2 protein-coding genes are annotated in these 3,602 nt (G+C 73.0%); both read right to left on the reverse strand.

The annotated features are described in order from the left end of the window. Positions 1-491: 491 nt before the first annotated feature. A complete protein-coding gene (locus tag ACWGH4_RS32865; protein ID WP_453467289.1) occupies positions 492-2,423 on the reverse strand; it encodes an NAD-binding protein in 1,932 nt (643 codons plus the stop codon). Between the two features lie 107 nt (positions 2,424-2,530). Continuing rightward, a complete protein-coding gene (locus ACWGH4_RS32870; RefSeq protein WP_453467287.1) occupies positions 2,531-3,514 on the reverse strand; it encodes a hypothetical protein in 984 nt (327 codons plus the stop codon). Positions 3,515-3,602: the final 88 nt, after the last annotated feature.

Genomic DNA, 3,602 nt, shown 5'->3' on the forward strand with positions numbered 1-3,602 from the left:
CAACCGCCGTTCACCGGCGCCGACCGGCCGTGGACAGGGTCGGAGGGTCGGTCAGGTGAGTCGGGCGGACATGGTGGGGCCCGGCCGTCGGTCGCCAAGGGCGGGATCGGGAACGCCGTCCCGCGCACGCGTGTCGATGCGCACGCTTACGGTGCCGCGCGCGACGCCGTCGAGGCGCACGACGCCGGGGCGCGGCGAACCACCGAGGCGCGACCGACTAACGCGACACGCGAAGCAGCCGAGGCGCGGCGCACCACCAGGACACGCCGCTCCCCCAAGGCTCGGCCTGCCACCGGGACGGCGGGTACGGCTGCTGCGTGCGTGCGCCATCTCGTACCCCTCCGCCCGGCCGGCACCGCAGGGCGCCGGCAAACCCTCCTGTCACTGAAGCCCATTGCGCCGCTCGAGGAGCATTGCAATGACCAGGTAAAGAATTCTACCGCAGAACAATCAGGCGGAATCGGGCATTTACCTACATATACAACGCATTTCTATCCGCCCGTGCGCAACTGCGGCCGCCGTCCCAGGAGTTCGGCGGCCCCGCGACGCGTCGCGGCGACGACGACCCGGTCCTGGGCCCGTAGCACGTAGCCGGGATGGAGGTCCCACACCAGCCCGGTCGGGTTGCCTTCCTGGTCGCGGCGGGCGTTCGCCAGGTCGGGCTGCCGTTCGCCGGGGTCCGTCGCGTCGAGGGCGACGATTCGCCAGGCACCGGGCCTGAACGCCTCCGCGACGGTGCGTCCCTCCAGTTGGGGGTGTCCGGCCACGTCGACGGCGGCGAAGAGCAGCACCTTGCGTTCCACGGGTACGGCGCCGAGGATCTGGCGCCCCATCATGGCGACGGCGAACGCGGGTGCGGCGAGCGTGGAGACGCTGCGGCTGCGGGTCAGGGCGTCGGGGTAGGCGGCGCGCAGGCTGCGGTAGACGGCGGTCGCGAAGTCGTCGTCGTAGATGCGCAGCGCCACGCGGAGGTCGGGTTTGGCGGAACGGGCGTAGAGCGCGGCCTCGAGGTTCGTGGTGTCGACGCTGGTGAGGGCGAGCAGTGCGTGCGCCCGGTGGATCTTGGCGGCCTCCAGGACGCCCTCCTCGGTCACGTCGCCCATGACGGTGGGCACCCGCAGCCGGCGGACGAGGGCGATGCCGCGGGCCTCGGGGTCCTCCTCGACGCAGACGACGGGGATGCCCAGTTCGCGCAGGCGCATCAGGACCCGGGTGCCGATCTTTCCCAGTCCCAGCAGGACGACGTGCCCGGACAGGCCGCGCGGCGGGCGGCGCAGGGCGGACGCGGTCCGGAAGGTGCCGAGCGCCTCCAGTGCCGCCGCGACCGTCAGCGGCAGCAGCATCAGGCCGGCGAGCCCGGTGAGGAGTTGCAGGATCTGCCGGTCGGCGTCGGCGCCGGCCGCGGGGTCGCCCATGGCGAACAGGTCCAGCAGCACGAGGTACGTGGCGTGCAGCGGGTCGTCGCCGGTGGTGATCCACGAGGCGACGGCCAGGGCGACGACGGCGGCGCCGAGCCCGGCCAGCGACCAGCGCAGCCGCCGGGAGAAGAGCCGGCCGAGGGGGACGCTCCGGCCGGCGAGGGGGCCCGGTTCGCCGCCCCCCGCCCGGTGGGAGATGGCTTCGAGCACGACGGTGCCGCGTCCGGTGGCCTCGGCGACGCTTCGGTCGTCGGGCAGCAGGCGCGGTCCTTCCTGTCCGCTCCGGTCGGAACCCTCCGCGCCTGCGGGGTCGTTGGTGGTGGACGACAGCAGGGCGAGCGTGCACAGGCCGGGGTCGGCCACCTCGCCGCGCGCGGGCGGGGTGCGTTCGACGGCCCTCAGCAGCAGACCGTCCGCCTGGACGATCTTGCTCGTGCCGGCGACGGCGGTCGCGGCCAGCGCGGGGGCCGCGGTGTCAGCGTCGGAGAGCACGGTGGTCGAGGCGTCGAGTGCCTGGCCGGCGAGGCCGGGGAGGGACAGCGCGGCGGCCTGGTCGAGGAGTTCGGCGAGGTGCTGGCCGAGCTTGCGGTTGTAGAGCCGGATCACCAGGCGCAGGTGGGGGTTGAGTCTGCGTGCGGCAAGGGCGGCGCGGATGTTCGTCTCGTCGTCGTCATGGACGAGGGCCAGCGCGGCGGCCCGTCCGACGCCGGCTTCGAGGAGTACGTCCTCGTCGAGCTCAAGGGTCTCGAGGACCCTGGGCAGATCGGGCGGCGGGGTGTCGCCGGGAGCGGTCGGGGCGGTGGGGGCGGTGGTGCCGACGGCCCTGGTCATGGCGGCGGACATCCGGCCGAACAGCGCGGAGGCCCTGACCCGCCCGGAAAGGGGCAGTTCGGGGCTCCTGGATGGCTGGGCGGCCGGTACGACGAGGGTGACCCGCTCGCCGTACACCTCGCGGAGTTCCCCGGCCAGCCGGTGGACGAGGGCGTCGTCCCCGCACACGATCATGTGGCCCTGGGCGGTGGGGTGTTGCGCCTGATGAGGGAGTGAGGAGGAGGACACACCTCATAGACTGCCCTGCTCCACCGCCCGGTTGCGCCTCGGGGTCCTCCGGCCTACTCGTGCGAGTGCCCGTCCCCGTTCCCGTCGTGGCTCTCCTGCGTGTTCCCCGGCGTGTCCTGCGTACCGGTCCCCTGGTCGGGGGCGTCCGCCGTGACCACGGTGAACGCGGCGGTGCGGACCTTGCCTTCGTGCTTGAAGTCGAGGAACAGCCGGTACGCGCCGGGGCTCGGGGCCGTGGCCGTGAAGGTCACTTCGGGGCCGGGGCGGGTCGTGCCGTCACCGGGCTCGCCACCGGGGTGGACATGGAGGTAGGCGAGGTCGCCGGAGCGCAGCGCCACCAGGTGTCCGTACGCCCCGAGGTACGGCTCGAGGTCGGTGACGGGACGTCCGTCGCGGGAGACGCTCAGCTTCAGCTCGCCGGCTTTCTCGGGGCGCAGCGCGCCGTCGAGGGTGACCGTGTAGCCGTCGACCTTCGCCACCTCGGCGGCTGCGGGCAGCGGGGCGGGCCGGTAGGCGCCGGAGACGGCGAGGTCCGCGCCGAGGGTGAGGTTCTTCGCGCCCTCGGCGGCGGGGGTGAAGTCGGCGAAGAGGCGGTAGTCCCCTGCCTTCGGCAGGTCCGCGGCGATGCTCCAGGTGCCGTCCGCGGCCCTGGTGGGGTGCAGATGGCGGTAGGTGCCGAGGTCGCGCGAAGCGAGGATGAGGTGGAGTTCCTTGTCGTGTTCGCGCTGGTATGCGGTGACGGGCCGGCCGTCGTCGTCGCGGACGGTGAAGCGCAGTTCACTGCTCCGCCCGGCGGGGACGCGCGGAGTGTCGAGGTCGAGGGTGTAGCCGCCTTCGGAGATCTGCAGCCCGCCGGCCGCGGAGGGACCGTGGCCGCCCGGCTCCTCGGAGGCCCGTGCGTCCGCCGGGTGCTCGGAATGCGCGGCGGGCGGGGGTGCCGTGTCGACGGGCGCGACCACATTGCCCACTCCGTAGGCGGCTCCGAAGGAGGCGGCGAGCGCGGCGGCGAAGGCGGTGATCTTCATAGGGGTCTTCATGACGTCTCCTCGGGACGAATACCCGTCGGGGGTATGAGACCCACATTAACAGATACCCGTGGGGGGTATCCAGCGGGCAAAAGAGAGA

The organism is Streptomyces sp. NPDC054847 (genome assembly GCF_053610925.1).